General features: G+C 73.0%; 26 protein-coding genes. 9 read left to right on the plus strand and 17 right to left on the minus strand.

Annotation, left to right across the window (positions count from 1 at the left end):
• The first annotated feature begins 242 nt into the window (after nucleotides 1-242).
• Nucleotides 243-953, plus strand: coding sequence for a DUF6445 family protein (locus tag ACJ9NR_RS20795; RefSeq protein ID WP_412494081.1), 711 nt, complete (start codon nucleotides 243-245; stop codon nucleotides 951-953).
• Nucleotides 954-990: 37 nt separating this feature from the next.
• Here ACJ9NR_RS20795 and ACJ9NR_RS20800 read toward each other — a convergent pair whose 3' ends face one another.
• On the minus strand, nucleotides 991-1,359 hold the full coding sequence (locus tag ACJ9NR_RS20800) for a DUF6479 family protein (protein ID WP_412494082.1): 369 nt from the start codon (nucleotides 1,357-1,359) through the stop codon (nucleotides 991-993).
• Nucleotides 1,360-1,548: 189 nt separating this feature from the next.
• Here ACJ9NR_RS20800 and ACJ9NR_RS20805 point away from each other — a divergent pair, with 189 nt between their 5' ends.
• Nucleotides 1,549-1,953: a luciferase domain-containing protein gene (locus ACJ9NR_RS20805; RefSeq protein ID WP_412494083.1), complete on the plus strand. Its 405-nt coding sequence runs from the start codon at nucleotides 1,549-1,551 to the stop codon at nucleotides 1,951-1,953.
• Nucleotides 1,954-2,031: 78 nt separating this feature from the next.
• A complete protein-coding gene (locus ACJ9NR_RS20810; protein WP_412494084.1) occupies nucleotides 2,032-2,733 on the plus strand; it encodes a DUF4328 domain-containing protein in 702 nt (233 codons plus the stop codon).
• Between the two features lie 29 nt (nucleotides 2,734-2,762).
• On the opposite strand, the gene ACJ9NR_RS20815 is transcribed toward ACJ9NR_RS20810, so the two are convergent.
• On the minus strand, nucleotides 2,763-3,626 hold the full coding sequence (locus tag ACJ9NR_RS20815) for an SCO2400 family protein (protein WP_412494085.1): 864 nt from the start codon (nucleotides 3,624-3,626) through the stop codon (nucleotides 2,763-2,765).
• Nucleotides 3,627-4,093: 467 nt separating this feature from the next.
• On the opposite strand from ACJ9NR_RS20815, the gene ACJ9NR_RS20820 reads away from it, so the two are divergent.
• Together ACJ9NR_RS20820 and ACJ9NR_RS20825 are read left to right on the plus strand one after the other, a co-directional pair.
• Nucleotides 4,094-5,233: a sugar ABC transporter substrate-binding protein gene (locus tag ACJ9NR_RS20820; protein WP_412494086.1), complete on the plus strand. Its 1,140-nt coding sequence runs from the start codon at nucleotides 4,094-4,096 to the stop codon at nucleotides 5,231-5,233.
• Between the two features lie 66 nt (nucleotides 5,234-5,299).
• On the plus strand, nucleotides 5,300-5,674 hold the full coding sequence (locus ACJ9NR_RS20825) for a DUF952 domain-containing protein (RefSeq protein ID WP_412494087.1): 375 nt from the start codon (nucleotides 5,300-5,302) through the stop codon (nucleotides 5,672-5,674).
• A 38-nt stretch (nucleotides 5,675-5,712) separates the two neighbouring features.
• On the opposite strand, the gene narI is transcribed toward ACJ9NR_RS20825, so the two are convergent.
• Genes narI through ACJ9NR_RS20845 form a run of 4 tightly spaced genes read right to left on the minus strand, consistent with a single transcriptional unit; the run spans nucleotide 5,713 to nucleotide 12,191 of the window.
• The gene (gene narI, locus ACJ9NR_RS20830) at nucleotides 5,713-6,423 is read right to left on the minus strand and encodes a respiratory nitrate reductase subunit gamma (protein WP_412494088.1); all 711 of its coding nucleotides are present in this window, start codon (nucleotides 6,421-6,423) and stop codon (nucleotides 5,713-5,715) included.
• Entirely contained in the window at nucleotides 6,420-6,935 is a 516-nt protein-coding gene (narJ, locus tag ACJ9NR_RS20835; protein WP_412494089.1) for a nitrate reductase molybdenum cofactor assembly chaperone, read from the minus strand. The genes narI and narJ overlap by 4 nt, the downstream gene beginning before the upstream one ends.
• Entirely contained in the window at nucleotides 6,932-8,557 is a 1,626-nt protein-coding gene (narH, locus tag ACJ9NR_RS20840; protein WP_412494090.1) for a nitrate reductase subunit beta, read from the minus strand. Before narH ends, narJ begins: the two co-directional genes overlap by 4 nt.
• A 1-nt stretch (nucleotide 8,558) precedes the next feature.
• Nucleotides 8,559-12,191: a nitrate reductase subunit alpha gene (locus tag ACJ9NR_RS20845; RefSeq protein ID WP_412494091.1), complete on the minus strand. Its 3,633-nt coding sequence runs from the start codon at nucleotides 12,189-12,191 to the stop codon at nucleotides 8,559-8,561.
• 301 nt (nucleotides 12,192-12,492) lie between these two features.
• On the opposite strand from ACJ9NR_RS20845, the gene ACJ9NR_RS20850 reads away from it, so the two are divergent.
• On the plus strand, nucleotides 12,493-13,299 hold the full coding sequence (locus tag ACJ9NR_RS20850; protein ID WP_412494092.1) for an inositol monophosphatase family protein: 807 nt from the start codon (nucleotides 12,493-12,495) through the stop codon (nucleotides 13,297-13,299).
• 359 nt (nucleotides 13,300-13,658) lie between these two features.
• On the opposite strand, the gene ACJ9NR_RS20855 is transcribed toward ACJ9NR_RS20850, so the two are convergent.
• Both ACJ9NR_RS20855 and ACJ9NR_RS20860 read right to left on the minus strand, forming a co-directional pair.
• Nucleotides 13,659-14,600, minus strand: a complete 942-nt coding sequence (locus ACJ9NR_RS20855) for a M56 family metallopeptidase (protein WP_412494093.1) — start codon at nucleotides 14,598-14,600, stop codon at nucleotides 13,659-13,661.
• A gap of 43 nt (nucleotides 14,601-14,643) precedes the next feature.
• On the minus strand, nucleotides 14,644-15,051 hold the full coding sequence (locus tag ACJ9NR_RS20860; RefSeq protein ID WP_412494094.1) for a BlaI/MecI/CopY family transcriptional regulator: 408 nt from the start codon (nucleotides 15,049-15,051) through the stop codon (nucleotides 14,644-14,646).
• A 78-nt stretch (nucleotides 15,052-15,129) separates the two neighbouring features.
• On the opposite strand from ACJ9NR_RS20860, the gene ACJ9NR_RS20865 reads away from it, so the two are divergent.
• Together ACJ9NR_RS20865 and ACJ9NR_RS20870 are read left to right on the plus strand one after the other, a co-directional pair.
• Nucleotides 15,130-15,510, plus strand: a complete 381-nt coding sequence (locus tag ACJ9NR_RS20865; RefSeq protein WP_412494095.1) for a Chromate resistance protein ChrB — start codon at nucleotides 15,130-15,132, stop codon at nucleotides 15,508-15,510.
• Nucleotides 15,507-16,706 carry an MFS transporter gene (locus ACJ9NR_RS20870; protein ID WP_412494096.1) on the plus strand — a complete coding sequence of 400 codons (1,200 nt, stop codon included), beginning with the start codon at nucleotides 15,507-15,509 and terminating at the stop codon, nucleotides 16,704-16,706. Before ACJ9NR_RS20865 ends, ACJ9NR_RS20870 begins: the two co-directional genes overlap by 4 nt.
• 84 nt (nucleotides 16,707-16,790) lie before the next feature.
• Here the strand turns inward: ACJ9NR_RS20870 and ACJ9NR_RS20875 are convergent, their stop codons facing one another.
• The 7 genes from ACJ9NR_RS20875 to ACJ9NR_RS20905 form a co-directional block, all read right to left on the minus strand.
• Nucleotides 16,791-17,156, minus strand: coding sequence for a helix-turn-helix domain-containing protein (locus ACJ9NR_RS20875; RefSeq protein ID WP_412494097.1), 366 nt, complete (start codon nucleotides 17,154-17,156; stop codon nucleotides 16,791-16,793).
• A 785-nt stretch (nucleotides 17,157-17,941) separates the two neighbouring features.
• Nucleotides 17,942-18,169, minus strand: coding sequence for a CBS domain-containing protein (locus ACJ9NR_RS20880; protein ID WP_412493805.1), 228 nt, complete (start codon nucleotides 18,167-18,169; stop codon nucleotides 17,942-17,944).
• Nucleotides 18,170-18,473: 304 nt separating this feature from the next.
• Nucleotides 18,474-19,979 carry a DEAD/DEAH box helicase gene (locus tag ACJ9NR_RS20885; protein WP_412493804.1) on the minus strand — a complete coding sequence of 502 codons (1,506 nt, stop codon included), beginning with the start codon at nucleotides 19,977-19,979 and terminating at the stop codon, nucleotides 18,474-18,476.
• Between the two features lie 177 nt (nucleotides 19,980-20,156).
• Nucleotides 20,157-20,360, minus strand: a complete 204-nt coding sequence (locus ACJ9NR_RS20890) for a cold-shock protein (protein ID WP_020119326.1) — start codon at nucleotides 20,358-20,360, stop codon at nucleotides 20,157-20,159.
• 329 nt (nucleotides 20,361-20,689) lie between these two features.
• Complete coding sequence (locus tag ACJ9NR_RS20895) at nucleotides 20,690-21,388, minus strand: hypothetical protein (protein WP_412493803.1); 699 nt, start codon at nucleotides 21,386-21,388, stop codon at nucleotides 20,690-20,692.
• 138 nt (nucleotides 21,389-21,526) lie between these two features.
• Nucleotides 21,527-22,273, minus strand: coding sequence for a hypothetical protein (locus ACJ9NR_RS20900; RefSeq protein ID WP_412493802.1), 747 nt, complete (start codon nucleotides 22,271-22,273; stop codon nucleotides 21,527-21,529).
• A gap of 156 nt (nucleotides 22,274-22,429) precedes the next feature.
• Entirely contained in the window at nucleotides 22,430-23,041 is a 612-nt protein-coding gene (locus ACJ9NR_RS20905) for an RNA polymerase sigma factor (protein ID WP_412493801.1), read from the minus strand.
• A gap of 20 nt (nucleotides 23,042-23,061) precedes the next feature.
• On the opposite strand from ACJ9NR_RS20905, the gene ACJ9NR_RS20910 reads away from it, so the two are divergent.
• Nucleotides 23,062-23,970, plus strand: coding sequence for a serine/threonine-protein kinase (locus ACJ9NR_RS20910; protein ID WP_412493800.1), 909 nt, complete (start codon nucleotides 23,062-23,064; stop codon nucleotides 23,968-23,970).
• A gap of 94 nt (nucleotides 23,971-24,064) precedes the next feature.
• On the opposite strand, the gene ACJ9NR_RS20915 is transcribed toward ACJ9NR_RS20910, so the two are convergent.
• Both ACJ9NR_RS20915 and ACJ9NR_RS20920 read right to left on the minus strand, forming a co-directional pair.
• Nucleotides 24,065-24,712, minus strand: a complete 648-nt coding sequence (locus ACJ9NR_RS20915) for a hypothetical protein (protein WP_412493799.1) — start codon at nucleotides 24,710-24,712, stop codon at nucleotides 24,065-24,067.
• A gap of 172 nt (nucleotides 24,713-24,884) precedes the next feature.
• Nucleotides 24,885-26,453 carry an MFS transporter gene (locus ACJ9NR_RS20920; protein ID WP_412493798.1) on the minus strand — a complete coding sequence of 523 codons (1,569 nt, stop codon included), beginning with the start codon at nucleotides 26,451-26,453 and terminating at the stop codon, nucleotides 24,885-24,887.
• Nucleotides 26,454-26,467 lie beyond the last annotated feature (14 nt).

Consider the following 26,467-nt stretch of genomic DNA (forward strand, 5'->3'; position numbering starts at 1 on the left):
CCCGGTCTGGAACCCGCCGGGGACGGACGGGCTCGGACGGAGGGGAGTACGGATCGGTGACGGCACGAAACCTTTTGATTTGGTAAAAAATCCGGAGCGCGGGCATGTCTCGGACCGGGTCCCGCCACCGTCCGCTCCTCGCCGCGGTTGACGAGACGTTGACCGTTTGCAGGGAGAGTCGGGGAAGAGACAAGGAAGAGACAAGGGAGAGCCGCAACGAGCCCCGGACCTAGATTCGCCGCATGCCCCCACAGCTTCCACGGTCCCCCCGGCCCGGCCGGGGCCCCGCGGCTCCCGCCGCACTTCCCGTACTGCCGTACCGCAAGCCCACCAAGGGCCGCGACTACTGGGTCCTCGACGACGTGCTGCCCGACCCGGACGCCGTACGCGAGCGCTGTCTGGCCCGGGACGACTGGGTGAAGGGGTACCCGTACACCTCGGAGACCTGGCCCGGCCTGCGCACCATGCCGGGCCTGGAGCCCGCCGAACTCGCCCGCGTCGAACGGCTGGTGAAGAGGGCGACCGGCGCCGGGGACCTGTGGGTGCAGCAGGCTCCCGGCGGCGGCACGCTCAACCACAACTGCGTCCAGGTCGTCGGCGAGGGGGAGAGCGAGCCGCGCCCGCACACCGACTCACGCGCCCTGTGCCGGTACGCCGCGGTGCTGTACCTCAACCCCGGCGTCCCCAAGGACTGCGGGACCGCCTTCTACCGCCAGTCGCTGCCCGGCGGCCGGCTCGGCGGCAACGTCGTCCAGGCCCCGCACACCAACCTCGTCGAGGCGCTCGGCACGCGGTTCGTCGCTCCGGACGCCTTCGAGGAGGACGTGCGCGTGCCGCACAGGTACAACCGCCTGCTGCTGTACAACGCCAACCTCGTGCACAGCGCGACCGGTTACTCCGGCCGCACGCTGGAGGACAAGCGCATGACGGCGGTCTTCTTCTGGATGGCGTGAGGGCGCCCGGCCCGGGCCCGGTGGGCTCCCGAAGGCGTCAGACGCCCCCCGTGCCACCGCTGCCGAAGGAGCCGCTGGAGCCGGGCAGCCAGCGCCGGCGGTGCTGGTCCTTTCCCGTCCTCGTGCCCGAGGGGTGCAGCTCGTAGGGCATCAGCCGCTCCCCGTCGTGCGCGTGCGGCACCTCGTCCGGTTCCCGCATCTCACGCGACTCCCGGACGGGGCCGCCGTCGGGAAGGTGGGGCTGCTCGTCCGGCGTGGGCCGGCGCGACTCGTGATCCATCTGACTCATGCCCAACCGCACGGCCCAGACCAGCGCACCGGCGATGATCAGGCCACCGACAAAGGCGGCAATCACGTTGAGTACATCGCTCGACGTGGCCGCTACAACAAACGTCGCGGTACTCATGTCCTGATTATCGCCCAGCCGGCCCGTTTCCGTGGTCCTCAGTGCCGCCGCGGGCCGGAGCGGTTTCCGGAGACCGGCGACGCGCACCTCGCGGGCCGCGGCCGCCGCTGCCGGCGGGCCGCGTCTCCCGCGGGTTACGGATGCCGCAATCCCTGGTGTCCGCGCGGTGAGCACCGCACCATGGGGGACATGACACCGGCCCAGAGAGCCATGGACCAGCTGACGGCGTGGCCCGACCTCAGTCCGTGCGAGGCCGGCTGCGGTACGGGCCGGGCGCTGCGCTCCGCGCGTGAGGAGATCGTGCACTTCCACTCCGACCGGGACGTGGACCTGCATCTCACCGCGCACGCGATCCGGCGCCTGCACCACGACTTCGCGGAGTCGACCGCCATCCGCCTGGTGCCGGGCTCGCGCTGGGTCACCGTCCACCTCGACTGCGACGCCGACGTCGACCTCCTGCTCGGCCTGGTCAGCGTCGCCCTCAAGGCGCACCAGAACGGGCCGCCGCCCGCCGGACCGCCCACGGCCGTGTGCAACTTCCACCGGGTGACGGTGCTCGCACGCGAGAAGGGCCACGGGCCGCACGGGAGCTGACGGCGGGCGCCCGGGAAGAAGGCGGTCGGGGGGCAGGGGGCCTGGCGGTCGCCGCTCGCCGTCGGCGACGATGCCCCGGTGAACGACCATCCCACACCCCCCGCACCCGTGCCCGTGCTGCGCCGTGTCCGCGGCGCGGCCCGGCCCACCGTCGCCCTCCTCGCCCTGTCCGGAGCCGCCTGGACGGTACGGGCCGGCTGGGAGGTGCGGCTGGCCGTGGCGGGGGAGCCGGCCTCCGGACCGCCGGACCAGGGGGGTGGCGCGCACCGCCCGCTGACCTCACTGGAGAACTCGTACCACCTGGTCAGCGCGGTGGGCGCGGGTGTGGCGGTGCTCTGCGCGATCGTGTTCCTGCGGTGGCTGGAAGCCGTGCGGGACAACGCGCGCATCCTGTCCGGGAGGCAGCCGCGCTACTCCGGTCTCTGGGTCTACGCGGGCTGGCTGGTCCCCGTCGCCAACCTGTGGATCCCGCGCGGCATCGTCGCGGACGCCCATCAGGACAGCGCCCCGGGCGAGCGGCCGCCGCGCTCCCTGGACGTCTGGTGGGTCCTGTGGCTGATCGGCCTGATCAGCGGGGTGGGTCTCATGTACGGCGACGACACGGACGCGGTCATCGCCCGCGCGTACACCGATCCGTGGATGCTGCTGGCGTCCGACGCGGCCGTCGTCGGCGCCGCCGTGGCCGGCGTCTTCGTCGTCCGCGCCGTCACCGCCGTACAACAGCGGTACGCGGACGGTGAGACGCGGTACGGCGGGTCGCCGGCGGACGGCGGCGCTTAGAGGGGGGCGCCGGGGCGGCGTCGCGCCGGTCAGCTCAGGCAGAGCAGTCCGAGTACGCAGATCCCCGAGGGGGACGTCGCCGCGGTGCCGCCCGACGACGTGGACGTACCCGACGCGGACGAGCCCGACCCGGACGTACCGGAGGTGGACGTATTCGACGCGGACGAACCCGACTGGGACGTGCCGGAGGAGGACGTGCCGGAGGAGGACGTGCCGGCGCTGGGCGTCGGGGACGGCGACTGGCTCGGCGTCGTGCCGCCGGTGCCGCCCGAGGTGCCGGCCGCCGTGCCGGTGGCGGTGTGGGCCGTGGTGCGCCGCTGCGCCGCCGGGGCGGTGTACGGCTGGGTGCGCTCCGACGCGGTGTGGAGCGCCTCGGGCGTGACGGCGGAAGACTGCCGGGAGGTCCCCGTCGCGGCGGGTCCGGCGTCCGTGGCGGTCGGTTTGCGGTGCTTGCCGGTGCCCGGCGCGGTGGCCGCCGGCTCGCTGTGCTGCTGCGCCGGCAGCTCCTGGGCGTCCGTGCTGGTGAGGTCCGGAGCCGTGGCCGCCTCCGCCCGGTGGCCGGAGCCCCCGTCCAGGGTGGACACGGCCAGCCCGCCGCCGACGAGCGCGACGGTCGTCGCGAGCACGGCCTTGCGCCGGCTCTTCCGCCACCGTTCCCGCTGCCGGCGCCGTGCCGCCCGTCCCCCGCCCGCGGGGAGCACGGTCTCGGCGGCCGGCGTCTCCTCCAACGGCTCGTGGGGGATCGCCCGCGGCGCGGACGGCCTGTCCGCGGGGATGGCGTCGAATCGGTGGCCGTGGCCGGCCACCGGCGCGATGTCCGGGGCGTAGGCACCGCAACCGGGGCACACCAGAGCGCCATTGAGGTGCCGGCGGCACGAGGAGCAGTAGTCCATTCCGCAGTTTTCCTGACGGTCGCACGGGCAGGTCGGACGGCCAGAACGCTAACGGCGGTTTCCAGAGACTGTGTGCGCCCTGTGTGGTGCTCCTGCGCGAGTTCTCTGCACACCGCGTGCCCGGCCCGCGAACCTCCAGGTCAGGGCCCGGCTTTCGGCCGGGCCGCGGGACCGTGGCGTTGCTCACGCTCCGCGGTGCGTCACCCTTGATCCGGGCCGGTCGACCGTCAGGGTTCTTCACCTTGACCGTCGCGGTTCTTCACCGCCCCCTGAGTGCCCGTCAGGAGGCGGATGGCGGCCGATATGCGGACACATGGTCCTCCCGCGGCCCGGCACACCCACCGGATGGGGAGATTCCGTAGGGGGTTCGGGGGAGGACAACCGGATGTCTTGACGTGCTCTCCACGGGCCCGTTGGCTTCTCGTTCCACCCGTGGCCCGCTCCCCCATGCCGGAAGGCACCAGCACGTGAACCCTCACACCCCCCGCAGAACCGGCGTGCGCCGTCACGCCGCCCCCCTGTTCGCCGCCGCCTCGGCGCTGCTGCTCGCCGGCTGCGGCGCCATCGGCGACGTCGGCGGCGGCGGTGGGAGCTCCGCGAGCCCCGGGAAGGGGAACGACATCACGGTGGGGCTGCTGCTGCCGGACACGGACACGGCGCGCTTCGAGAAGTTCGACCGTCCCCTCATCACCAAGCGGGTCGCCTCCCTCACCGGCGGCAAGGGCAAGGTCCGGTACGCCAACGCCGGGGCGAGCGCCACCACGCAGAGCAGGCAGTTCGCGGGGATGATCGCCGCCGGGGTGGACGTGGTCCTGGTGGACGCCGTGGACTCCAGGGCCATCGCACCGCAGGTGCGCAAGGCCAAGGACGCCGGGATCCCGGTCATCGCCTACGACCGGCTCGCCGAGGGCCCGATCGACGCCTACGTCTCGCACGACAACGAACTCGTCGGCGAGGTGCAGGGCCGCGCCATCGTGGACGCGCTCGGCGACAGGGCCGGCACCAGCAGGATCGTGATGATGAACGGCTCGCCCGCCGACCCGAACACGGCACGCTTCCACAAGGGCGCGCTCAGCGAGCTGAAGGGCCGCGTGGTCATCGCCAAGTCGTACTACACCAAGGACTGGCTGCCGCAGGTCGCCAAGGAGAACATGCAGAAGGCCATCCGGGCCGTCGGGCTGAACGACATCGCCGCCGTCTACTCGGCCAACGACGGCATGGCGGGCGCCGTCATCGACGCGCTCAAGGAGGCCGGCGTGCGCAAGATGCCGCCCGTGACCGGGCAGGACGCGGATCTCGCGGCGGTGCGGCGGATCGTCGCGGGCGAGCAGCGGATGACGGTGTACAAGTCGTTCCTGCTGGAGGCGACCGGCGCCGCGGACCTGGCGGTGGCCAAGGTGCAGGGCAAGGCGATCGAGTTCGACGCGCTGGCCCAGGACTCCGTCGACAGCCCGACCGAGAAGGCGATCCCGGCGCACCTGGTCCCGGTGGTGGCCCTCACCAAGGAGAACATCGAATCCACGGTGATCAAGGACGGCGTCTACACCGTCCACGACATCTGCACCGCGCCGTACGCCGCCGACTGCGCGGCGATCGGCCTGAAGTAGCGCGCCGCGGGGCACGACGGGTCGCGCTCCGGCCCGGTACAGCCGCGCCTCGGCTATAACCGGGTCATGATCTATCACGTCGTACCGGCCGCGGAGTGGTCCGCGGCTCCCGGCCGGCCGTACGCCCCCGCCTCCCTCGCCGAGGACGGCTTCGTCCACTGCTCCCCCGACGAGGCGACCACGCTCGCCGTCGTCAACGCGTTCTACCGCGCCGCCCCCCGGCCGCTGCTCGCCCTGCTCATCGACGAGGCACGGCTCACCGCGCCCTGCGTCCGGGAGGCGCCCTCACCCGCGCCCCCGCCGGGCGTCCCCGAGGGCACCCTGTTCCCCCATGTGTTCGGCCCCCTCGACCGCGCCGCGGTGGAGCGTGTCCTGGTGGTCCGCTGGGACGGGGAGGGACGGGCGACGGGTCTCGCGGACGGCGTACGGGACGGCGGCTGACCTCCCCGCCGGCCCCGGGGGCCGCTCCCGGGCGGGGCTCACGCCGTCCCCCGCGACCGCCGGCCGGTGGCCCGGCCGCGGGAACGGTAGACCACGTAGGGCCTGGCCACGTAGCCGAGCGGCACCGTGAGGGCGTGCACCAGGCGGCCGAACGGCCACAGGGCGAACAGGGCCAGCGCGAGCAGCGCGTGGACCTGGTAGACGAGCGGCGCGTGCGCCATGGCGGACACGTCGGGGTCGAGCGTGAACAGGCTGCGGAACCAGACCGCGACGCCGAGCCGGTAGTCGTAGGGGTCGGTCACCGACGACGCGGTGGCGGTGAGGCCCGCCAGCAGCACCAGGGCGAGCAGCGGGTACGTCACCCGGTCGCCGCGGCCGGTCGCGCCGCGCACGGCCGGCACCCGCAGCCGCCGGTACAGCAGCACGGCCAGCCCGCCCACGGCCGCCACGCCCGCCACGCCGCCCATGGTCAGGGCGACGGCGTGGTACCGGCCCTCGCCGATGCCGAGGCGCCCGGTGAGGGACTCCGGGACCAGCAGGCCCATGACGTGGCCGCCGATGACGAGGAACAGCGCGTAGTGGAAGAGCGGGCCGCCGACCCTCAGCAGGCGGGACTCGTACAGCTGGCTGGAGCGCGTGGTGAAGCCGAAGCGGTCGTAGCGGTAGCGCCAGGCCGTGCCGGTGACCAGCACGGCCAGGGCGAGGTAGGGCAGGACGCCCCACAGCGCGATGCGCAGGTGCGTCGTCACCGGCGTACTCCCTCGTCGAGGGTGGCCCGCACCGCACGGATCACGTCGAGGTACGGGCTGCCCTCGGCGGCGAGGCCGGCCGCGAGCAGGCCGAGGGCACCGCGGTGTTCGTGGAGCACGGCGCGGCCCGCGGCGGGACAGCGCGCCGCGAACTCCAGCACGGCCGGGAGGTGGTCGGGCAGCTCACCGCCGGACGGCTCCCAGCCGTACTGCCGGTACCGGGCCTTGAGCGCGGCGAGCGAGGCGCCCCGGCGGCGGGAGTCGCCGTCGGTGTAGTGGGTCAGGTGCAGGGTGCGGCGGCGGCTGCGGTCGAAGGTGGTGACGTACTGCGCCGCCAGGTCGAGCAGCGGGACGTCGGCGGTGCGGCGGCAGAACCGCCGCAGGGACTCGGTCGCCGGACCTGACAGCCCGGCGATCGACTCCAGCACCAGGGCGCGGTGTGCGGGCCAGCGCTGGTCGGGGTAGTTCAGGAGCAGGGAGGCCGCCTGGTGGACGGCTCGGTGGTGGTTCATCGCGGCCCTTCGGCCTTCCGTTCGGGGAACAGTCCGCGGGGCCGGCCGTGGCCGTTCCAGTTGAGCAGGTTGACGCGTCCGCGCAGGCCCTCCCGCGCCCCGGCGCCGGAGGCGGCGGGCACCGGCGGGGCGTGGAAGACCGCCTGCGCGTCCGTGCCGTACATGCCGGGGCCGCCGTCGTGGTCCAGGCTGCAGCCCGCGCCGGCCGCGGCGTCCGCGCCGCCGCCCGCCACGTACGTGGTCGGAATGACGTACCGCTCCTCGTACTTGGCCAGGGCCAGCAGCCGGTACAGGGCCTCGATGGACCGCTCGTCGAGGCCCACGGCCGCGGCGACGGCCGGATCGCGCTCCTCGCCGAGGTTGATCCGGCGCATGTGCGCGCGCATCGCGGCCAGCCGGCACAGCGCCGCCTCCACGGGGCCGGTGTCGCCCGCGGTGAACAGGCCGGCCAGATAGCCGAGCGGGATGCGCAGCGAGTCGATCGCGCCGAAGAGCGCCGCCGGGTCCTCCCCGTCGTGGCCGCTGCGGGTGAGCGCCTCGACCACCGGGGACAGCGGGGGGACGTACCAGACCATCGGCATCGTCCGGTACTCCGGGTGCAGCGGCAGCGCGACGCGGTAGGTCGTGATGAGGTCGCGGACGGGGGAGCGGCGGGCCGCGGTGATCCAGTCGTGCGGGATGCCGGACTCCTCGGCGGCGCGCACCACGCCGGGATCGTGCGGGTCGAGGAAGCAGCCCAGCTGGGCCTCGTAGAGGTCCTTCTCGTCCGGCACGGACGCCGCCTCGCCCACCTTGTCGGCGTCGTAGAGCATCACACCGAGGTAGCGCAGCCGGCCCACGCAGGTCTCCGAGCAGACCGTCGGCTCGCCCGCCTCCACCCGCGGGTAGCACAGCGTGCACTTCTCCGCCTTGCCGGTGGCGTGGTTGAAGTACACCTTCTTGTACGGGCATCCGCTCACGCACATCCGCCAGCCCCGGCAGCGGTCCTGGTCCACCAGGACGATGCCGTCCTCGATCCGCTTGTACAGCGCGCCGGACGGGCAGACCGCGACGCAGCTGGGATTGAGGCAGTGCTCGCAGATGCGCGGCAGGTAGAACATGAACGCCTGCTCGTACTCCAGGCGCACCCGCTCGTTCATCCGGCGCAGCACGGGGTCGCCGGCCAGATGCTCGGGGCCGCCGCCCAGGTCGTCGTCCCAGTTGGGTCCCCAGGTGACGGCGGTGGGGCGGCCGTCGATCAGGGAGCGGGGCCGGGCGGTGGGCAGGTCGTCGCCGGGCGGGGCGGCGAGCAGGGTGTCGTAGTCGTAGGTCCAGGGCTCGTAGTAGTCCTCCAGGGACGGCAGTTCGGGGTTGGCGAACAGGCGGGCCAGGCGGCGGGCGCGGCCCCCGGCGCGCGGGACGAGACGGCCGCGGGTGTCCAGGCGCCAGCCGCCCTTCCACCGCTCCTGGTCCTCGTGGCCGCGCGGATAGCCCTGTCCGGGGCGGGTCTCGACGTTGTTGAACCAGGCGTACTCGGTGCCCGTGCGGTTGGTCCAGGTCTGTTTGCAGGTGACCGAGCAGGTGTGGCAGCCGATGCACTTGTCGAGATTCATGACCATGGCGATCTGGGCCATACAGCGCATGTCAGTACCGCACCTCCTGTGCGCGGCGGCGGATCACGGTGCGTGCGTCGCGCTGGTTGCCGGTCGGGCCGTAGTAGTTGGGGGCGAACGACAACTGGGCGTAGCCGCCGATCAGATGGGTGGGCTTGATCAGGATGCGGGTCAGGGCGTTGTGGACGCCGCCGCGCCGGCCCGTCTCCTCGCTGCGCGGCACGTTCACCAGGCGTTCCTGCACGTGGTACATGAACACCGTGCCCGGCGGCATGCGGTGCGAGACGACCGCGCGGGCGACCACGACGCCCTGGGCGTTGACCGCCTCCACCCAGTCGTTGTCGGCCGCGCCGATCGCCTCGGCGTCCGCCGTGCTCAGCCAGACGACCGGGCCGCCCCGGGCCAGGGTCTGCATCAGCAGGTTCTCCTGGTACTCCGAGTGGATCGACCACTTGGAGTGCGGGGTGAGATAGCGCACGTCGACCTCCCGCTCCCCCGGCGCGGCTGCCGCCACGAGGTCCAGCGGCGGCCGGTAGACGGGCAGTTGCTCGCCCAGCTCGGCCATCCAGTCGTGGTCGAGGTAGAAGTGCTGGCGGCCGGTCAGGGTGTGCCAGGGCTTGCGGTGCTCGGTGTTGACCGTGAAGGGCGCGTACCGCCGGTCGGGGGCCTCCTTGCCGGACCACTCGAAGCTGGTGCCGACCTGGACGGGCCCGTTCTGGGTGTCGGCGAAGACGACCCGCCGTTCGCGCACCGCCTCGGCGAGGGCGTCGAACCCGCTGCCCGGCCCGCAGCGCTCGGCGAGCTGCCCGAACCCCTGGGCCGCGAGGCGTCCGTTGGTGGTGCCGGACAGCGCGAGGATCGCCTCGCACAGCTTGACGTCGGTGTCCAGCAGCGGACGCCCGCGCGCGGGTCCGGACCCGGCGGTGCCGCAGCGGGCGGCGAGACGGCGGGCCTCGGGCCCCGGCCGGACGGTCACTCCCTTGACGGTGACGCCCTGTTCCTCGCACAGCGGGCCGAACGCGGCCAGCTTCGCGGCGACGGCCGGGTAGTCCCGTTCCACCAGGGTGAAGTGGGGCAGATTCAGGCCGGGCCGGGCGGGTGCGCCCTCCCGCCAGTCCCGAACCGTGCCGCCGGGCTGCGCCGTCTCGCCCGGGGTGTCGTGCTGCTGGGGCGTGGCCACCAGGTCGTACGCCACACCGAGGCGGCCCTCGGCCAGCTCGCTGAACTTCCCGGCCAGCGCGTGGAAGGTCTCGAAGTCGGTCCTGGCCTGCCAGGGCGGGTCGATGGCGGGCGAGAAGGCGTGCACATAGGGGTGCATGTCGGTGCTGGAGAGGTCGTGCTTCTCGTACCAGGTGGCGGCCGGCAGCACCACGTCGGCCATCAGCGTCGTCGACGTCATCCGGAAGTCGAGCGCGAGCAGCAGGTCGACCTTGCCGCGCGGCGCCTCCTCGTGCCAGACCAGGTCGCGCGGCCGGGCGCCCTCGGGCGCCTCCTCGGCGCGCGCGTTGTCGCTCGCGCCGAGCAGATGGCGCAGGAAGAACTCGTTGCCCTTGGCGGAGGAGCCGATGAGATTGGCCCGCCACACGGTGAGCACGCGCGGCCAGTTGGCCGGGTCGTCGGGGTCCTCGCAGGCGAAGGACAGCTTCCCCGCCGCGAGCCGGGCGGCCACCCACTCGTCCGGCTCGTGTCCGCTGTCGCGCAGCTCGCGCCCGAGGTCGAGGGGGTTGGCGCCGAACGCGGGCGCCGAGGGCATCCAGCCGAGCCGCACCGACTGGGCCACCAGGTCGGCGGTGTGCCGTCCGGCGAACAGTCCCCGGCCGGTGGGGGAGGCGAGGGCGTCGGCCCCGTGGGCGTCGTAGCGCCACTGGTCGGTGTGCAGGTACCAGTACGGCGTCCCGGCCGTCTGCCGGGAGGGCCGCACCCAGTCCGCGGCCGACTGCAGCTGCTGCCAGCCGGCGTAGGGGCGGACCTTCTCCTGGCCGACGTAGTGCGCCCAGCCGCCGCCGTTGACGCCCTGGCAGCCGGTGAGCAGCAGCAGGGTGAGGAAGGAGCGGTAGATGGTGTCGGAGTGGAACCAGTGGTTGGTCCCGGCGCCCATGACGATCATGCAGCGTCCGCGGGTCTGCTCCGCCGTCCGCGCGAACTCCCGGGCCAGCCGCACCACCGCGTCGGCCGGCACCGAGGTGATCGACTCCTGCCAGGCGGGCGTGCAGGGCTGGGAGGCGTCCCGGTACCCGTCCGCCCACTCACCGGGCAGGCCCTCGCGGCCCACGCCGTACTGGGCCAGCAGCAGGTCGAAGACGGTGGTGACGCGGCGTCCGCCCAGCGTGCGCACGGGGACGCCGCGTACCGCGGCGGGCCCGCCGTCGAACCGGGGCAGCACGACCCGGACGGTGTCCGCGTCCGGCGCGTACAGCGTCAACTCCGGTACCACGTCGCCGAGATCGAGGTTCCAGCGCCCCTCACCGGTCTTGGACCAGCGGTCGCCCAGGGTGCCGTTGGGCACGACCGGCCGCCCGGAGCCGGCGTCGAGGAGCACCGGCTTCCACTCGGCCTGCTCGTCGTCCTCCGCCAGCCCGAGCGCCGCCGCGGTGACGAACTTGCCCGGCACGAACCGCCCGTCCCGCTCCTCGATCTCGACCAGGAACGGCAGATCGGTGAAGCGCCGGACGTAGTCGGTGAAGTACGGCACCCGGCGCCGCACGAAGCACTCGGTGAGCACGACGTGCCCCATCGCCATCGCCAGGGCGCCGTCCGTGCCCGGGTGCGGGTGCAGCCACTCGTCGGCGAACTTGGTGGCGTCCGCGTAGTCCGGGGAGACCACGACGACTTTCTGGCCGCGGTAGCGGGCCTCGGCCATCCAGTGCGCGTCGGGGGTCCGGGTCACCGGCACGTTGGAACCCCACAGCATCAGGTACGCGGCGTCCCACCAGTCCCCCGACTCCGGTACGTCGGTCTGGTCGCCGAAGACCTGCGGCGAGGCGATCGGCAGGTCGGCGTACCAGTCGTAGAAGGTGAGCATCGGGGCGCCGATCAGCGACATGAAGCGGGCGCCCACCGCGTGCGAGGCCATCGACATCGCCGGGATCGGGGAGAACCCGGCGATCCGGTCCGGCCCGTGGGCCGCGATGGTGTGGACGTGCGCGGCGGCCGCGATCTCCAGGGCCTCGTCCCAGCCGACGCGCACCAGGCCGCCCCTGCCCCGCGCCGACTGGTAGCGCCGCCGCTTCTCGGGGTCGCCGGTGACCTCGGCCCACGCCGCCACGGGATCGCCGAGCCGTGCGCGGGCCTCGCGGTACATCTCCACCAGGACGCCTCGCACATGCGGGTGGCGCACGCGCGTCGGCGAGTACGTGTACCAGGAGAAGGACGCGCCGCGCGGGCAGCCGCGCGGCTCGTACTCGGGCCGGTCGGGGCCCGTCGAGGGGTAGTCGGTCTCCTGGGTCTCCCAGGTGATCAGGCCGTCCTTGACGTACACCTTCCACGAGCAGGAGCCCGTGCAGTTGACGCCGTGCGTGGAGCGGACGACCTTGTCGTGGGCCCAACGCTCCCGGTAGGGAGTGTCGTTGACGCCCTGATCGGTGCGGAGCACCGCCCGCAGATCGGGTGTGACCGGCGCCCGGCGCAGTATTCCGCCGGCTCTCAGCAGATGATCGGCGGCCATGCCCGCCGCTCGTTCCGCTTCCCGCCGGGCTGCGCGCCGTCCCACCGTCCACACTCCCTACGCTTGGCATTCCGCTCCCGCCAGCTTCAGGCACGGTGACGCGCTGCATTCGATTGACTACTCTCTGTTGATCCTCTCTATACGGAGATTTTCATGGCCTTTGCACTGATTGCGCCGGGCACGCGTATCGCGCCGCCGCGGTCCGCGCGCTCGCCCACGACCGTTCACCTGGGCCTGGCACGATCACGAGGTCGGGCTGCGACGCGGAAGGGCGGGGTGAGGAGCGGTGCCGGAGCATGACGTGAACAGGGACCTGGACCGGGCGCTGGAGGTCGCCACGGGGCTGGCGGCCTGGGCCGCGGAGGCGATCCGCCGCCCGCGCTCCCCCGCCACCGCGACCGACGTCCGGGAGAAGGACGGCCCGGCGGACATCGTGACCGACACGGACGAGGCGGTGGAGGCGCACGTCCGCGAGACGCTCGGCCGCGCCTTCCCCGGGCACGGGATCGTGGGCGAGGAGTACGGCAGCACGGAGGGCGTCCCGGGCGCCCCGCACTGGCTGCTCGACCCGGTCGACGGTACGACCAACTACGCCCACGGCATCGGCTGGTGCTCCTTCTCCCTGGGCCTCGCGGCGCCCGACGGCACACCGCTGCTCGGCCTGGTCGCCGACCCGTGGCGGGGCGAGACGTTCACGGCGGTGCGCGGCGGGGGAGCGTTCCTCAACGGCGTCCGGGTCCGCGCGGCCGGCCACACCACCCTCACCGGACACGTCTTCATGACCGAATGGGCGGCCCACGCCCACTGGCCCGGCATGGACACCCTCCTCACGGAACTCGCCGACCGGCACTGCACGGTCCGCGTGATGGGCTCCACGGCCCTTTCCCTGGCCCAGGTGGCGGCGGGCCGCGCCACCGCCGCGGCGATCGGCGGCTTCCATCACGTCGACGGGCTGCCCGCGCTGCTGATCGCCCGGGAGGCGGGCGCCGTCGCCCTCCCCGAGCTGCCCGCCTACGGCGAGCCGTTGCTGCTCGCGGCACCGGGCGCGGCCCGCGAGGCGGCCGCCTTGTGGCAGACCTCCCGCGAGGCGGCCCGCCACGACCGGTGACCCGGTGCACCACCGGCCCGGACCGCCGGGGCAGCCGGCACGGCGGTGGGCGGGACGGAGCGGGGCGGACCGGGGAACGGGGCGGACTGGGGGCGGGGAGGGCTGAGGAGGGGACGGGGCGAGGTTGTTCGGGGCGTGCGCCCCGGGGTATCGAGACGCGCCCGGGCGTGCGGCCGTGTCATCGAGACGCGCCTGGACCGGCGGCAGTGTTTCCGCGACCGGCCCGGGCCGGCGGCAGTGTCATCGAGACGCGCCCGGACCGGCGGCAGTGTTTCCGCGACCGGGCCGGCGGCAGTGTCATCGAGACGCGCCCGGACCGGCGGTCGTGTCACCGCGACCGGCCCGGACCGGCGGCCGTGTCACCCGGCTCCGACGCCCGCCAGCAGGACATGGAGGTCGTGGGCCGCTTCGGCGGTGGCCAGGGCCGCCGCGGTGAGGACGGCTGCGGTGGCGACGGCGAGAACGGGGTGGCGTCGCAGCGGAGGCGCGAGGAGGGCGGCCACCCGGCGCGGTACCGGGCCCGCCGTCGCCAGGGGGCTGCGGCGTCCGAGGATGCCCAGGGCGGCGTTCGCGGCCCGGGCGCGGACCGGGGCGCGCCGGGACGCCAGCGCGGCCTTGCCGACGGTGCGCGCGACCCGCTTCCGGTCACCGGAGGTGGCCGCCGCCCGCTCGTCCGCCCACCGCTCGATCGTGTACGTGACGGTGGTGGCCAGCGGCCGCAGCAGCGGGTTCGCGGCGGCACCGAGCTGCGCCAGGGCGACGAAGGCGTAGTGGTGGCAGGCCAGGTGGGCCCGCTCGTGCGCGAGCAGGATGCCGTGCTCGGTCTCGTCCAGGGTGTGCAGCATGCCGGTGGAGACCACGATCCGCCCGGGCAGGCCGGGCAGCGCGTAGGCGTCGGGGGCCTCGTCCTCCACCACGACCAGGCCGTCCCGCTCCGGCATGCAGGCGGCGTCCAGCGCCGCGGTGGCCAGTGTGCGGGCGCGGCGCGAGAGCATGCGGGCGGCCGCGACCACCGCGCCGCCGAGCAGCAGCCCCGCCGCGAGGGCGATGGACAACTCGGTCGGATCGTCGCGCTGCGCGCTCCGGGCGGACCAGTGGCCGAGCTCGGCGATCAGCGGGAAGCGGATCAGGCCGGTGACGGCCAGCAGCCCCAGGGAGACCGTGCTCGCCGCGCCCAGGACCAGGGACGAGACGGTGAGCAGCCAGGTCGCCAGGCGTGGCTCGCAGCGCTCGGCCAGCGGCCGCGCGCCGAAGGGGGCGAGCAGCGAGAGCAGCAGCGGCACGTAGACGGCGATGCGCATCCGGCGGGCCCTTCCTGTTTCTACTGTCCGGTTCTACCGGTTCCTACTGCCCGGGCCGCTTCTGCTGTCCATGGTGCTGGTCGGGATCGAGCAGCTGGCGCAGCAGGTCGGCGTCCCGGTCGGACAGCTCGTCCGCGAAACGGGCGAGGACGGCCGCGCGGTCGGGCCGTTCCTCCAGAACTGTACGCATGCGCCGGGCGGCGAACCCGGCGTCGTCGGTGACGGGGGCGTAGGCGTACGCCCTTCCGCGCGCGTTGCGCCTGAGCATGCCCTTGGTGTGCAGGCGGGTGAGGATCGTCACCACGCTGCTGTACGTCAGCTCGCCGCCGAGCAGCTCGGTCACCTCGCCGGGCGTCAGCGCGGTGTCCGCCTGCTGGAGCAGGGCGAGGATCTGGGTCTCCCGGACGCCGTTCGCCCTCTTCGGGCCCCGTCCGTGTGTGTCGGCCGACATGAGGTTTGTCGTTCTCCGGTCCGTCTTCTACAGTCATGCAGAACTTCTACGGTCGTGTAAAAGCTCCCGCCTGCCCGAGTGTGCCATTGGACCGCCCATGAGTGCCATCAGCAACGGTCAAGCTGTCGTCGCGGCTTCACCGCCGTCCTGCGCTTCACCGATTTCACCCTCGCGGAACTCGAGGAGGAGCAGTCGCTTGAGCGGCTGCGGCGCCGGCACTGTGATCTCACCGCGCGCGACGGCCTCGGCGCACCGGAGGCCATCGAGGCGGACGAACGGCTCCAGGAACGCGCCGCCGCCTGCGAGGACCACGCCGAGCGGGTGTTCGCGGCACCGCACGGGCCGTCGCGGGAGGAGCGACACGGGCCGCAGGTGGCCGACTCGCACGAGCCGTCGGAGTGCGACCCGCACATTCCCGCGGAGCGCGACCCGCAGAAGTCGCCGGTGAACGGCCGATGAGCAGCCGTCCGCCCGCACAGACCGCGCCGGCCCGGCACATGTGGCCCCTCTACGCCGCCGGGTTCACCACCGCCTTCGGCGCGCACGGCATCGCGGCGAGCCTCGGTGGCGACGCCGAGGGCGCGGTCACCTCGCTGCTCGTCCTCGGCGGGCTGCTCGCCCTGTACGACGGTGCCGAGGTGATCCTCAAGCCGGTCTTCGGCACCCTCGCCGACCGCATCGGTGCCCGCCCCGTCCTGCTCGGCGGACTCGCCGCGTTCGCCGCCGCGTCCGCGCTGTACGTCCTCGTCGACAGCCGGGGCGTGCTGTGGGCCGCCCGCCTCGGCCAGGGCGCCGCGGCCGCCGCCTTCTCGCCCGCGGCCTCCGCGCTGGTGGCCCGGCTCAACCCGGCCGCCGGACACGGCCGCGCGTTCGGCAGTTACGGCTTCCACAAGTCCGTCGGCTACACGCTGGGCCCGCTGCTCGGCGGTGTCCTGGTGTGGGCCGGCGGTCTGCGGCTGCTGTTCGCCGTCCTCACGGTTCTCGGCGCGGCCGTCGCCGTCTGGGCCGCGCTCGCCGTGCCCGTCGTACCGCCACTTCCCAAGGCCCGGCAGACGGTGCTCGACCTGGCCCGGCGCCTCGCCGACCCGGCGTTCCTCGCCCCGACCGCCGCGCTCGCGGCGGCGACCGCCGCACTGTCGGTCGGGGTCGGCTTCCTGCCGGTCTCCGGCCGCACCGCCGGGCTCGGCACGGTCACGACCGGCGCGGCGGTGTCGCTGCTCGCGGCCTGCGCGGCCGTGGTCCAGCCGCGGGCGGGCCGTGCGCTGGACGCCGGGCGCCTGACCACCCGTTCCGGCCTGAGCGCGGGCCTGCTGATCACGGCGGCGGGCCTGGCCTGCGCCATGCTGCCCGGTCTGACCGGCATCCTCGCGGGCGCCGCCCTCATCGGCGTCGGCACGGGCCTGATCACTCCGCTCGGCTTCGCCGCCCTCGCCTCCTCCACCCCGCGCGAACGCCTGGGGCAGACGATGGGCGCCGCCGAACTCGGCCGTGAACTGGGTGACGCGGGAGGCCCGTTGCTGGTGGCCGCCGTGGCGACACTCACCACCCTCACTCACGGGTACGCGGTCCTGGCCGTCCTGCTCGCCGTCGGCCCGCTGGTGGGGGCGGTCCGTCGCCGCCTCGATCCACCGGGGGCGTCGGCCGGTTCGGCGTAGACGGGGCCCGTGGACGCCAGACGGCAGGTGCTCCGGCCGGGGAGGCGGAAGTCCTGAACCTCGCCGGATTCGTCCAGCCGGGCGTCAGCCGGTGTGGTCAGCCGGAGTCGGAGTCGGAGCTCCCGGCGTCTGGCTCGCCGCGGCGCGGCGGTATTCCTCGTTGATGCGCTGAGCTTCCTCGAGCTGGTCCTCGAGGATGACGATGCGGCAGGCGGCCTCGATCGGAGTCCCCCTGTCGACGAGCTCGCGGGCGCGCGCGGCGACCCGCAGCTGGTAGCGGGAGTAACGGCGATGTCCTCCCTCCGAGCGGAGCGGAGTGATCAGTCGAGCCTCGCCGATGGCTCGGAGGAACCCCGGGGTGGTGCCGAGCATCTCTGCCGCCCGGCCCATCGTGTACGCGGGGTAGTCGTCGTCATCCAGACGATCATCAAGGGGGTTGTCCGCTGTCATGTCACCTCGCTGTGCAACGCGTCGAGGGGCCCTGGTGCCGTACGGCACCAGGGCCCCGAAGGAAATTCAACACCATCTGTCGGCCCTACTGCTGTGCCGACCTTCTCTTTCCGCTACCCGGCTCCGCAGAGGGGGGTGCGGGGGGATCGCAGCTGCGTGACCGGGGACCACCATCCATTCCGGGGTCTTGCGGTACCCGGACCGAGTTCTTCTTGGTGCTCGGACCGGGCGATCCTGATGGCGTCTGCTCCTCCGTTCCTCTCTGAACCAACCACTGTGTGAATCGGTACTGCTCTCGGCAGCTCCTCGACGTGCGAGCCGCCCGGTGCGGCTCCCAGTCCCGTCACCGTCCTGGGAACACCTTGGCTTCGAGGCTCAAGAGCCGCACCGTACTGCGTACTTCTGGTTCATGCACCCGCCCGTCCGTGTCTGGCGGGTCTTCTTCGACCGACTGTCTACGAGAGAGATCGTAACCGTGTCAGAGGCGAATGTCTACCCTGACAAAGTCAGATTTCGCTTCTTCAGTGGAGCAGGAAGTTTTCATCTGCCGGAGCGGTGCCGCCGCGGTGCGGGACGTCACAGCAGTGCGGGACGTCACAGCGGTGGGGGCCCTGCCGACGCGCGTCGGCAGGGCCCCCACCGGGATCCTGAGGACGGTTCCCCGCCCGTACTCATATGTCTTTGTCCATTCCATGCTCATGGCTCATGGTTCATGGCTCATGGTTCAAGGCGCAGGGGACCGGCCTCACCCGCGCGGGGGCCGACACCGCCGGAAAGCGGGCAGGTCAGCGTGAAGGGGCGAGGACGTCCCGCAGACGGATCCGGTCCGTGTAGACGGGACTGCCGCGGAGACCGGCGAGCCGGACCAGGGTGATCACGTCCGTGCTCTGGTCGTCCCCGTCGCACACGGTCAGGTACTCGACCCGGGCGCTCGCCATGACGGCCAGGGCCACCTCGACGGTCATGTCGTCGCACACCCGGGGGCCGCAAGGGGCCGCGATGTCGTCGAACACGGCCCCATGGGCGGCGTCCGGCCTGTGGTGACGCGCCTGCGTCGGTGTCGAAGTCGGTGTCGAGGGCGGTGTCAAGGCCGGCGTCGAGGGTGCCTCCTGCGGTGAGAGTCGGTCGGTTCGGTGACCATCGCGGCGGCCCAGGGGGACCACGGCGGTCCGGGCACCGCGCCGGCCCTGAAGAGGTTCGGGCGCATTCCGGTGAGGTCCCGCGGTGCCGTGAAGGCGCGCGGCGAACCGCGCGGCCGGCCACGACGGCGTCGCGGCCGGCGAACGGCACACTGCGGTGCTTCCGGCGATGCGGCGCTCAGGCGGCCGACATGTCACCGGGCCGCGGCTGCGCCCTGCGGCGCGCCCCCGCGCCGGCGGATCGGCCCTGGCCGGTGCGGCCGCGGCGGCTGCGGGAGGGCGAGGACGTACGGCGAGCGCGTTCGGCGACCGGCGCGGTGATGGTCACCGGCACGCCGGAGGGGATCTGGGCGCCGGTGATGCGGCTCAACTCCGCCTCGCCCGAGCGGACCGGCGTCACGCGCGGAGTGATCCCGGCCGAGACCAGCAGCCGGCTCATGCCGCGGCGCTGACCGGGGGTCACCAGGGTGACGACGCGGCCGGACTCGCCGGCCCGTGCCGTGCGGCCGCCACGGTGCAGGTAGTCCTTGTGGTCGCTGGGCGGATCCACGTTGACGACCAGGTCGAGACTGTCGACGTGGATGCCGCGCGCCGCGACGTTGGTGGCCACCAGGACAGTCACGTGGCCGTCCCTGAACTGCGCCAGGGTCCGGGTGCGCTGCGGCTGGGACCTGCCGCCGTGCAGCGCCGCGGCGCGGACACCGCTGTCCAGCAGGTGCCTGGTCAGCCGGTCCACGGCGTGCTTGGTGTCCAGGAACATGATGACCCGGCCGTCCCGTGCCGCGATCTCGGTGGTGGTGCGGTGCTTGTCCGCCTCGTGCACGTGGAGCACGTGGTGTTCCATCGTGCTGACGGCCCCGGCCGACGGGTCGACGGAGTGGACCACCGGGTCGCTCAGATAGCGGCGCACCAGCAGATCGACGTTGCGGTCCAGAGTGGCCGAGAACAGCAACCGCTGGCCCTCGGGACGCACCTGGTCGAGCAGGGCGGTGACCTGGGGCATGAAGCCCATGTCGGTCATCTGGTCGGCCTCGTCGAGCACCGTGACGCCGACGTCGGCGAGCCGGCAGTCGCCCCGGTCGATGAGGTCCTTGAGCCGTCCGGGTGTCGCGACGACCACCTCCGCGCCCGCGCGCAGGGCGCTTGCCTGCCTGCCGATGGACATTCCGCCGACGACGGTGGCGAGCCGCAGTCGCACGGAGCGGGCGTAGGGCGCGAGCGCGTCCGTGACCTGCTGGGCCAGCTCACGGGTGGGGACGAGGACCAGGGCCAGCGGTCGGCGCGGCTCGGCGCGCCGGCCCGCCGTCCGGGCCAGTACCGCGAGGCCGAAGGCGAGGGTCTTGCCCGACCCGGTACGGCCGCGGCCGAGTACGTCACGGCCGGCCAGGGAGTTCGGCAGGGTCGCGGCCTGGATCGGGAACGGAACGGTCACGCCCACCTGGCCCAGTGTGGCCAGCAACGGCGCGGGCATGGCCAGGTCGGCGAACGACGCGACGGCGGGCAGGGCCGGCGTGACCGTTTTCGGCAGCGCGAACTCGCCCTGCGCGGCCGGCCGGTTCCCGCGCCCGGCGGAACGGCGCGGAGCGCCGGGGCGGCCTGCGCCGGCCCGCCCACCGAAACGGTCGTATGTACGACTGGCGCGGGTGCCGGTGGAGCGTGTGCCAGTGCTGCGTGTGCGGTTCACGCGGAACCTTCCTCGACGTGGGCACGTATCAAGGAATTCCCGCAGCGAAATGAGCGCGGAGAATCGCGAGCACGAGCCGGAAATGACAGGGGGCGAAGCACCCTGAAAAACAAAGCGAACCGGGGCCCGCACTCCAAGTGCGGGCCCCGGCGCGAAGTCTGCGTCAGTGCCGGGGTATCAGGCGGGAACGATGTTCTCCGCCGTCGGGCCCTTCTGGCCCTGCGCGATGTCGAACGACACCTTCTGGCCTTCCAGCAGCTCGCGGAAGCCCTGGGCGGCGATGTTCGAGTAGTGGGCGAAGACGTCGGCGCCGCCGCCGTCCTGCTCGATGAAGCCGAAGCCCTTTTCCGAGTTGAACCACTTCACGGTTCCGGTAGCCATTTTTTCTCCTTCGGAGGCGGTTTCAGGAGTACGCACTGCGCGCATTCCGTGTCGCCGTGATGATTACCCGTCGGAAAAATCTTCTGGCAACCACACTCGCAACTGACGTCGACAGTAGCACGCCGGACACGGCCCTGCGCGATCAGTGATTTCGCACCGCCTGTCGCCTCAGAAATGTTTCTCGTGTGCCGCGTCGATTTCTTACTTCGCGACCACAGATATTGTCTTCCGGCACCCCTCGAACAGCTTCCGGAATCCCCGGCCCGGCCGCACCGCGCGGGACGCCCGCCGTGGCAGGGGCGGTCATCCGGTTGACGGCGGCGGCGGGGTCAGCCGGCCAGCCGGTTGACGGCGGCGGCGGTGATGCCCTCCATGTAGCCCGGGTCGTCGCCGGGCTGACCGGAGAGCTCCACGATGCCGAACCGGTGACCGCTGCGGATCACCGCGACACCGCCCGCGACCTGGCCGTCGCCGTTGAAGGCCGGGTACCAGTCGCCCTCGCCCGCCTTGACGGTGAGCGTGTGCCCCTTGCCGTAGTACCAGTGGCCGTCGGGCTCGTCCTGGCAGCCGCGCACCAGGGTGTTGAGCCGCTTCTGGTACGAGGCCGCCGACGCGCTCGTCGAGCCGTCCGCGACGGATTCGGTCAGCAAGGAGTCCTTGGTGTCGAAGTGCCACATCACATCGGCGTAGGCGCTCGCCTTCCCCTTGGTCAGCGCTCGCATCGTCTCCTCGCCCGAGCACGCCGAGAGAGCCTGCTTCCCGGTCAGGTCCACCGTCGCGCCGACCGGTGCCAGGTGCTGCTGGAAGAAGTCCTCACTCTGGATCAGGTTGCCGGAGCCCAGGCCCGGTTCGGCGAGACGTGCCGTGCGTGCGGCCGCCGGACGGGCCGGAGAGCTCGCGTCCGCGCTCGCGGCGGCGGGGTGTGTGCCGGCCGCGACCGCGATCAGGGCGGCGCCCGCCAGGGCCGCCGCTCCTGCGGTGCGACCGCGACGCGTGTACTTCGTGCCGGCTGATCGGTTGTGGAACATCTCGTCTCCCCTGTCTGGTTCCGGCGCTGTGCGCGCCCTCGTACACCAGGGAGATGCGGGAGGTGCGGGAGATGTTGGACGGCGGACCGCCGCAATCGATGTGATCCACCTCACACCGGTCGGCGGGGTCGGACGGTCTCAGAGCACGGTCACGGCCGCACGGACGATCAGTGTCGTCGCCGCTGTGCCGAGGCAGGCGTCGATCTCCAGGACCCCGTAGTGAGAGCCGTTGCGGAGTACGGCGATGCCTCCGCAGGGCTCCTTGCCCCGTGGCGCGGCCCCTGTGGTGTTCAGGTCGCCGTCGTACATGCCCATCCAGCTCGCGGTGATACCCGGCGCGACCCCGATCGTGTGCGTCGGCCCGTAGACCCAGTGGGTGGCCGGCTCCTGCTGGCACGGCACTTCCTCCAGCAGCAGGCGTTGGGCGAAGTTCCGGGCCAGTGCCGGGCTTCCCGCGTCGGCGGCGACTTCGCGCGCGACCTGGTCCTTGATGTCCCGGGCCAGCGTGGGATCGTCGCTGTCCGTCTCCGTGGTCGTCACGAACCCGCGGAAGTGCGCGTCGTTCCCGCCCAGGGTCTGTTCGAGGGTCCTCTCCCCGACGCAGGCGGCGTTGGCGTAGTTGCCGTCCCCCACCCGGTCCCGGACGTGGACGCGCCGGGAGAATCCGGCCTTCCGGAACTCGGCCGCCGCCAGCAGGTGCCGGTCCGTCATCGGCCCGGAGGCGGGCCTCGGCGCCGGAGAGCCCCCGCCCGGCGAGGACTCCGCGGCGCCCGGCGTCACGGCCGGGGCGGCCCGGGCGGAGCGGGCGGGCAGCACGAACCGGCCGGTCAACAGGCCGAGTCCGATGGCCACCGCCAGGATGACGGCGATCTTCCGGGCTCGCACGGCAGCACCTCCCGGTTCCTGGCCGAGCCGACGGCGGTTGCGAGTAGGGACAGTAGGGGGAGCAAGGGGAGTAGGGGGAGCAAGGAGAGTGGGGGGACCAAGGGGAGTTGGGGGAGCAAGGAGAGTGGGGGAGCAAGGGGATGGGGATGCGTCGCCTCAGAGGCCGCCGTCGAGGCGGTCCCGCATGAAACGGCGGGCCTGGTGGATGCGGTCCTTGACCGTGCCGAGGGGAGCGTCGGTGATCTCGGCGACCTGCAGGTAGGTCAGGTCCCCGAGGTCGCGCAGGACGAAGGACTCCACCAGCGCCGGATGCCGGTCCTCCAGCGCGGCCAGCGCCTCCATCAGGTCCAGGCGGGTGCCCGCGATGACGCTCGTCGTCCGCGGATCGGCGTTCTCGGGAACGACCGCACGACTGTCCTCCGCGCGCCGGCGCATCGAGCGGTAGGTGGACCTGGCGGCGTTCGACGCGATCACCGTCACCCACCCGGTGAACGAGCCCCGCCCGCTGTACTCGTGCAGATGCGTGCTGACCGACAGCAGAGCGTCCTGCGCGGCCTCTTCGGCGTCGGCGTGGTGCGGGAGGAACCTGGAGCAGCGGCGCATCACCAGGGGACGGAGCCGGACGAGGAGGCGGTCCAAGGACGCCCGGTCACCTGCCTGGGCAGCCGCCACGAGCCGTGCCAGCCCCTCCTCGTCGACCACCCTGCCGCCCCCGTCCGCGTCCGCCCCGAGTCCCACCCGGCCGCGCCCGATTCCCGGCCCCGCCATCTCGGGCACAATGCTGCCCCGTGCGGAAGCTAGGTCGTTATCTCCTCGAGGACAGACTGGGAGCCGGTTCGTTCGCCACCGTCTGGAAAGCATACGATCCCGAACTCGACACCGATGTCGCGGTCAAGGTGCTGGCCGACAACTGGGCCGCGAACGCGGACGTACGGCAACGGTTCCTGGCGGAGGCGCGGCTGCTCCGCAGGATCTCCAGCCCCCGCGTCGTACGCGTGCACGACGTCGGCGTCCAGGACGACCGGCCCTACTTCGTCATGGACTACGTCCGCGGTGGCACGCTGGCCGAGAGGATCGGGCACTGCCGGCCCGCGGAGGCGCTCCGTCTGGCGACCGAGGCCGGACACGCCGTCCAGGCGCTCCACGACGCGGGCGTCATCCACCGCGACATCAAGCCGTCGAACCTCCTGCTCGACGCCGGCCGCACGCCCGCCACCGTACTCGTCGCGGACCTCGGCAGCGCCAAGCAGATGGCCGACGCGTCGGGTCTGACCGTGACCACCGGCACTCCCGCCTACATGGCGCCCGAACAGGCCTTCCAGACCGGCGGTTTCGACGGCCGCGCCGACGTGTACGCCCTCGGTGTCGTCACCTACGAACTGCTCACCGGACGCAAGCCGTTCGGTTCGGGCGGTCACGCGGTCCTCACGGCCGGGCAGGCACCGACGCCCCCCTTGCCAGCCCTCGCCGCAGAGGCGGGGGTTCCGCCCGGCGTCGGCGCGCTTCTGCGGGCCGCGCTGTCCGTCGATCCCGCGGACCGGCCGCAGACGGCGCAGGCGTTCGCGGACGCGCTGCTGTCCCGAGGGGAAGAGGGGTGGGAGTCGCCCGGGCCCCCGCGTCCGGCGCCCCGCACGGTCTGGCTCGCGGCCGTCGTCGTGTTCGTGGTGACGACGCTGCTGACCTGGCTGGTCCGTTGAGCCGGGCCGGTGTGCTGAGCCGGGCCGGTCCGTTGGACCGGAGTCGCGGGAGCGCGGGTGGAGTGCGGGTGGAATGCGGGTGGAGTGCCCGGCGTCAGCCGACGTGGAGATCGAAGTCGGTCACGTACCAGGCGCCGTCGATCTTGGTGGACTCCATCCTGACGTCCAGCTGCCCCGGCTTCACGCCGGTGGAGTTGGACAGGACGACCTTGTCGAGCGTCTGTCCGTCGACGGTGACCTTGCCGGCGGGCACCACCGCTTTGTCGCCGGTGACCGGCACCTGCGCGACAACCACCTTCGGGTCGCCCGCGGACCCCTTGGGCGTGAACGACGCACGGAACTTCCCGATGCCGTCCAGCACTTTCCGTACCTCGGGCTTGTCGCTGTTGCACGTGGCCGGGGTGCCGGCCACAGCGGGTGACGAAGCGGTGGCCGGGAAGGCCATCACCGCACACGCCTGCTTCGGTCGGCCCTGGATGATCGCGGTGACCCACGCGGCAACAGCCTCCTCGGCCGTCGACCGGCGTTCGGCCGAGGACGTCGAGGCCGCCGCATCACTCCCCTTCTGTTGCTTTCCAGGACCAGCCGCGGTCGACCTGCTCGCGGTCGACCTGCTCGCGGTCGGCTTCCCGTCCGCGGCGGAGTCCGTGCCCTTCGAGCAGCCCGTGACGCCTGCGCCGGTCGCGACCAGCGCGACACCGGCGATCCAGCGGACGGCTTTGTGCGTGTAGTTCTCTGACATCACTTCCGGAGCCCTTTCCCCAGGCACTCGGCATTCGGCACGCGGCATTCGGCATTCGGTACGCGGCACTCGTGTCGTCCGGTGCCACCCCGATCGGTCTGTGCCACCGGGAGGCGCTCTCCCTCGGGAGGTGCCCCACCGACCATCGAAACGGCAAGGAGACCCGGAGGGTTCATCCCCGTCGGCGAGTCCGCCTGCCGTCCCGGTGTTCCGGCAGGGAAGTCGGCAGCGGAAGCCCGGCGGTCTCCTCCGGGGCGGATGCCGGGTCGGCCGTGGGACCGGCGGCGACGCGTTGGGATGTGGCGGCGACCGCGCGTTCCGCGGCGGCGACCGCGCGTTCCGCGGCGGCGACCGCGCGTTCCGCGGCGGCGACCGCGCGTTCCGTGGTGGCGGCGGCCCGGCGTCCGGATGTGACGGTGCCGAGGACGAGGATGGCCGCTCCGCAGCCGGCGATGATCCACCAGGCGGCCGGGCGCGCCCCGGCGGCGACCGCGGCGCCGATCACCGCGATGCCGAGTGAGGAGCCGATCTGACGGCTGGTCGCGGCGATGGCGGCGGCCACCCCGGCCTGGGCACGTGGCATGCCGGACACCGCTGTGTAGGTGACCGGCGCGTTGACGAAGCCGAAGCCGAGGCCGAACAGCGCGTACGTGAGGGACAGCAGGATGCCCGGGGGATGGGCGGAGCGGGTGGCGGCGACGGCCAGGACACCGCTGGCCGTGATCCCGGCCCCCGCGATGAGCAGGGGAGTCCGGGGGCCGCGGCTGCCCACGATCCGCCCGGACAGCGGCGGGCACACCAAGGACAGCACCGCCATCGGCAGCAGGCGCAGCCCGGCGTCCAGGGCGCTCAGCCCCAACGTCCGCTGCAGATAGAGGGTGTTGGCGAACAGGAAGCCGCCGAGCGCGGCGAAGGCCAGGACCGCGGTCGCGGTGGCTCCGCTGAAGGGCGCGCTGCGGAAGAGCCGCGGCTCGATCAGCGGTTCGGCGCGCCGGCTCTCGTACGGTACGAACGCGGCGAGCGCGCACGCCGCGGCGATCAGGCAGGCCACGATCGGCGGCGCGGTCCAGCCCTCGCCGGGTGCCTCGATGATGGCGTACGTCAGTGTGCCGAGCAGGACGATCAGCAGGAGCTGCCCCACCGGGTCCGCCCGCCGGGTCCGCGGCGCGCGGGACTCCGGCACGAACAGTGCGGCAAGGGCGAGTGCGGCCAGCCCGATCGGCACGTTCAGCCAGAACACCGACCGCCATCCGGCCGATTCCACCAGTACGCCGCCGAGGACCGGACCGGCCGCCATGCTGAGGCCGACGACCCCGCCCCAGACGCCGATGGCCCGTGCGCGCTCGCGAGGCTCGGTGAACGTGTTGGTGAGAATGGCCATGGCGACGGGGGTGAGCATGCTGCCGCCCGCGGCCTGCACCATGCGGAAGGCCACCAGCCAGTGGGTCGTGGGTGCCAGGCCGCACAGGGCCGACCCGGCGGTGAACAGGACGAGGCCGAGCCGGAAGATCCGTCGGCGTCCGACGCGGTCGGCGGTGGCACCGGCCAGGGTCAGCAGGGAGGCCAGTACGAGGGTGTAGGCGTCGAGTGTCCACTGCAGCCCGGAGACCGAGGAGTCCAGGTCCTGCTGCATCGAGGGCAGCGCGACGTTGAGGACGGTGACGTCGAGACCGACCAGCAGCACGCTCAGGCAGCAGACGGCCAGGACGGGCACGCGCCGCCCGTGTCGAGGGACGGGCATGTGGGTTCCCCTGC

It is taken from the genome of Streptomyces sediminimaris (genome assembly GCF_047049295.1).
GTDB classification, from domain to species: Bacteria; Actinomycetota; Actinomycetes; order Streptomycetales; family Streptomycetaceae; genus Streptomyces; species Streptomyces sediminimaris.

Coding starts and splice junctions, on each gene's coding strand:
- narJ (WP_412494089.1), bottom strand. CDS start 6,935: ATGAACCACCACCGAGCCGTCCACCAGGCGGCCTCCCTGCTCCTGAAC.
- ACJ9NR_RS20800 (WP_412494082.1), bottom strand. CDS start 1,359: ATGAGTACCGCGACGTTTGTTGTAGCGGCCACGTCGAGCGATGTACTC.
- ACJ9NR_RS20905 (WP_412493801.1), bottom strand. CDS start 23,041: ATGGCGGGGCCGGGAATCGGGCGCGGCCGGGTGGGACTCGGGGCGGAC.
- ACJ9NR_RS20825 (WP_412494087.1), top strand. CDS start 5,300: ATGATCTATCACGTCGTACCGGCCGCGGAGTGGTCCGCGGCTCCCGGC.
- ACJ9NR_RS20815 (WP_412494085.1), bottom strand. CDS start 3,626: ATGGACTACTGCTCCTCGTGCCGCCGGCACCTCAATGGCGCTCTGGTG.
- ACJ9NR_RS20890 (WP_020119326.1), bottom strand. CDS start 20,360: ATGGCTACCGGAACCGTGAAGTGGTTCAACTCGGAAAAGGGCTTCGGC.
- ACJ9NR_RS20870 (WP_412494096.1), top strand. CDS start 15,507: ATGAGCAGCCGTCCGCCCGCACAGACCGCGCCGGCCCGGCACATGTGG.
- ACJ9NR_RS20805 (WP_412494083.1), top strand. CDS start 1,549: ATGACACCGGCCCAGAGAGCCATGGACCAGCTGACGGCGTGGCCCGAC.
- narH (WP_412494090.1), bottom strand. CDS start 8,557: ATGCGCTGTATGGCCCAGATCGCCATGGTCATGAATCTCGACAAGTGC.
- ACJ9NR_RS20845 (WP_412494091.1), bottom strand. CDS start 12,191: ATGGCCGCCGATCATCTGCTGAGAGCCGGCGGAATACTGCGCCGGGCG.
- ACJ9NR_RS20895 (WP_412493803.1), bottom strand. CDS start 21,388: ATGTTCCACAACCGATCAGCCGGCACGAAGTACACGCGTCGCGGTCGC.
- ACJ9NR_RS20855 (WP_412494093.1), bottom strand. CDS start 14,600: ATGCGCATCGCCGTCTACGTGCCGCTGCTGCTCTCGCTGCTCGCCCCC.
- ACJ9NR_RS20795 (WP_412494081.1), top strand. CDS start 243: ATGCCCCCACAGCTTCCACGGTCCCCCCGGCCCGGCCGGGGCCCCGCG.
- ACJ9NR_RS20860 (WP_412494094.1), bottom strand. CDS start 15,051: ATGTCGGCCGACACACACGGACGGGGCCCGAAGAGGGCGAACGGCGTC.
- ACJ9NR_RS20875 (WP_412494097.1), bottom strand. CDS start 17,156: ATGACAGCGGACAACCCCCTTGATGATCGTCTGGATGACGACGACTAC.
- ACJ9NR_RS20920 (WP_412493798.1), bottom strand. CDS start 26,453: ATGCCCGTCCCTCGACACGGGCGGCGCGTGCCCGTCCTGGCCGTCTGC.
- ACJ9NR_RS20915 (WP_412493799.1), bottom strand. CDS start 24,712: ATGTCAGAGAACTACACGCACAAAGCCGTCCGCTGGATCGCCGGTGTC.